Source organism: Neobacillus drentensis, from assembly GCF_036965245.1.
In the GTDB taxonomy this organism is placed as follows: Bacteria; Bacillota; Bacilli; order Bacillales; family Cytobacillaceae; genus Neobacillus; species Neobacillus drentensis_G.
Genome location: NZ_JBALPG010000047.1, coordinates 1 through 4,075 on the forward strand (window position 1 = coordinate 1; position 4,075 = coordinate 4,075).

Sequence of the window (4,075 nt, forward strand, 5' to 3'; positions counted from 1 at the left end):
CAACTTGCTTCCACACTCATTCTAACTTTTAAGTCCTCAGATTTGTCTAGATAAATTGTAATAATCACAAAACCAACTACAAGTACACCCACTGATATTAAAATCCATTTTTTCATAAATACTTACTCCTATTCTGACCAGGATATTTTTGCCGGGATGCAATTTTGAATAAGCCTATTAGATTTGTTCCTTAAATTTTCATTAAAGGAAAATATTGACGTTAAATTCCATATGTTTTATAGTTAAACAAGTGAATAGTTAAACAGTTTAACTAATTTTAAGAGGTGTAAGATTTCATGGATAAGCATACCATTCAGGAGTTAATCGACCGTTATACGACAGTTTCTTTTCAGGTTCATAAAAAAGCAGAGTCATTAATCAAGGGGCAAATTGGTGACGATTTAACCAATGATCAGCACTACGTATTAAGATACATTTTTCATTCCGGAGAATGCACTTCTTCTGAATTGGCCGATGCATTTGAAGTAAATAAAAGTGCAATCACGGCTATTATTAACAGGATGGCCGACAAAGGACTTATTAAAAGAACACGTGATGAAAACGACAGAAGAGTAGTTTATTTAACATTAACAGAGGAAGGAAATACGCTTTATCAAAATTGCCAAGAAAAAATTCAATTTCTCGTTGAATCAATCATTACACAATTCGAAGAGTCAGAAATTAAGAATTTTATCATTACGTTTGAGAAATTAGCCGAAATATTAGCCAATAAAGAAAAACTGTCGATTGGCGAACCTTTTAGGGTGAATACACAGGCATAGTTGCACTTATGCCTAATAGGAAAGTTTTACTTTCCTAATCAGCTAAGAAAAAGGAAGAACTGGGGGAATAAAATAGTGAGAGCAATAATAAAGGGAAAGTGGTTCATCATAATCGCCTGGATTGCTGTTATTACTTCACTTTTTATCGTGGCACCAAATATGGAAGGTCTTGTTCGAGAAAAAGGGCAAATTACCGTTCCTGAAGGCTATTCGTCAACCATTGCCGAAAAAATTCTCAGAGATGTTCAATCAAGTGAAAATAAAGGTAGTCATTTACAAACTGCTCTCGTCTTCCATAGTGATAAAAAGTTAACGAAAGAAGATTTTTCGAATGCTGAAAAAGCTGTTAATCAGCTTGAAAAAAATAAAAAGAAACTTGGCATTACTGATATCCTCACCCATTTCAATCAGGAGGAATTAAAGGATCAGCTAGTTTCAGAAGACGAAAAAACCATCCTCGTCTCACTTAAAGTGTCAGCAAATGGCCGGGAAGCAAAAGATATTACCGAAGATTTATATCATGCGATTAATAATGGCAATCTCGATCATTACTATACCGGAAGCTGGGTCATTAACGAGGACCTTGTCACTAACTCACAGGAAGGCTTGAAAAAAACAGAAGGTATTACCGTAGGTTTTATTTTAATTGTGCTGCTTCTTGTATTTAGATCCGCGGTTGCACCGATTATTCCATTGGTAACAGTAGGGTTCAGTTATCTTACTGCCCAATCTATTGTCGGGTTGTTAGTGGATCAAGTCAACTTCCCCTTATCAACCTTTACCCAGATCTTTTTAGTTGCGGTTCTTTTCGGGATTGGAACAGACTATTGTATCTTGCTCCTTAGCCGTTTTAAAGAAGAATTATCAATGAATGGAGATGTAACTGAAGCGATTATTACAACCTATCGCACTGCCGGGAAAACGGTAATATATAGCGGTATCGCAGTATTAATTGGGTTTGCATCAATCGGTTTCTCTACCTTTCAGCTTTACAAATCTGCTTCAGCCGTTGCTGTTGGCGTTGCGATTTTGTTACTTGCACTTTTCACCGTTGTTCCATTTTTCATGGCTGTGCTTGGAAAAAAGCTATTTTGGCCATCCAAAGGAAAGCTGGAACATGGTGACAGCAAAATCTGGGGTATGATGGGCAAATTTGCCCTAAAGCGCCCGTTGATTGCCTTTATCCTTGTTTCCCTCGTTTCTGTACCATTCTTATTCACCTATAAGGATCAATTATCCTTTAACTCACTTGAAGAAATAAGTGATGATTATCCTTCCATAAAAGGATTCAATATCATCGCAGATTCATTCGGTCCCGGTGAATCAATGCCAACACAAATTGTGATTAAAAACGATGATAAAATGAACACATCAGATTATATTGCTCTAACGGAAAAAATCAGTCAGGAACTGGAAAAAGTTAATAATGTTGACACCGTCCGTTCCGTGACCCGCCCTACCGGTACACCAATTGATGATTTTTATCTGTCACAACAAGTAGTAAGCGTTGGTGATGGTCTCGGTCAGGGAAATGACGGGATTAAAAAAATCAGCGATAGCCTTGCTGAAGCAGGCAGCCAGATGGCAGCTAATCAGCCGAAGATGCAGGAAGCTACAAATGGAATCAACCAATTAATTTTGGGGACAAACAAGATCAAATCAGGAGTCGACACAGTACAAGGTCACCTTACTGAAATTGAAAAAGGACTGAAGGATAGTTCCATCGGTTCCACCGACTTAAAGAATGGTTTGGAAAAAATCCAAGCTGAGTCAGTAAAAATTTTTGCCTACAATAAACAACTGCTGGCCGGCTACAAAAAAGCTGGTGCAGGATTAGGAGAACTTAAGGCAGGCAACGATAAAATTGCAGAAGGTTTAGATTCCCTTAATGGAATATTAGCATCAACAGATCAATATTTTGCTAACCTTAAAACGGATTATCCTGATATCGAACAAAATCAAAGCTATCAAGCTATTAAAGCCACTATCAAAGGCTCACAAATAGCAATCAAGCAATTGTCAGAAAGTATGCAGCAATTAAACAATGGTCTAAAAGGTGCTCAAGACGGAATTAATACTGCTAATAATACATTTGCTGAATTAACTGCAGGTCAAGAAAAACTAGTTAACAGTATGGAACCACTTTTAATTGGAATTAAAAAGCTAGAGGCAGGTCTTTATAAGATGGAAGATGGTCAAGGAAATATCATTGATCAAGGTCTTCCTCAAGTTTCCAGTGGTTTAGAGGGTCTGAAAGATGGCCAACAGCAGTTTTTAACGGGTTTTCAAGACATGAGTGGCCAAATCACCCAGCTTTCTGATGGTTTGACTCAAAGCGTGGATGGTTTAAACCAAGTCTCTAATGGACTAAACTCTGCCCAAAATTATCTTGCAGATGTATCGAAGCAAAAACAAAATGGTTTTTATATTCCACAGGACGTCTTAGACAGTAAGGATTTCGAGCAGGCTCTCAATGCTTATTTGTCAAAGGAGCGTAAAGTGATGATGATTGATGTGGTCTTTAATAAAAATCCGTATTCAAATGAAGCCATTGATCGGATCCCGGAAATTAAACAGGCGGTAAAACGAGCAGTTAGGGAAACAAAGCTTGAAAATGCGACAGTGGCTGTTGGTGGTGTATCCAGCATGCATAACGATCTTGACACCATTTCTAAGGCCGATTATTCACGTACTGTTATATTAATGCTTGCGGGTATTACTATTATACTAATAATTTTACTTCGCTCGTTCATCATGCCGCTCTATCTAATTGGTTCCTTAATCCTTACCTACTTTACTTCGATGTCCATTTCAGAAGCCATTTTTGTTAATGTGTTAGGATACACAGGGATCAGCTGGGCCGTTCCATTCTTTTCGTTCGTTATATTAGTGGCACTTGGAATCGACTACAGCATATTCTTAATGGATCGTTTCAACGAATACCGGAACATGCCAGTTCAACAAGCAATCTTACTCTCTATGAAAAAAATGGGAACAGTCATCATCTCAGCAGCCGTGATTCTTGGCGGCACATTTGCAGCGATGATGCCATCCGGCGTTTTATCTTTGCTGGAAATTGCTACGATTCTCCTTATTGGTTTAGCTTTATACGCGCTTGTCGTCCTTCCGTTGTTTGTGCCAGTAATGGTAAAAACATTTGGTGAAGCCAACTGGTGGCCATTTAGAAAAAATAATGATGTCAATCATACAAATTGATTTTAAGATGCACGCTGATAAATTGGTCAGTGTGCATCTTTTTTTATATTTGAATAATTTTCTTTACTATTTTATCA

Annotated in this window: 2 protein-coding genes; both read left to right on the plus strand. The window is 37.6% G+C overall.

Features of this window, described 5'->3' with window-relative positions; all coding sequences use genetic code 11:
* Window positions 1-296 precede the first annotated feature (296 nt).
* Window positions 297-782 carry a MarR family winged helix-turn-helix transcriptional regulator gene (locus V7150_RS11695; RefSeq protein ID WP_335517953.1) on the plus strand — a complete coding sequence of 162 codons (486 nt, stop codon included), beginning with the start codon at window positions 297-299 and terminating at the stop codon, window positions 780-782.
* Between the two features lie 75 nt (window positions 783-857).
* Entirely contained in the window at window positions 858-3,998 is a 3,141-nt protein-coding gene (locus V7150_RS11700) for an MMPL family transporter (RefSeq protein WP_335517956.1), read from the plus strand.
* The last annotated feature ends 77 nt before the right edge of the window (window positions 3,999-4,075 follow it).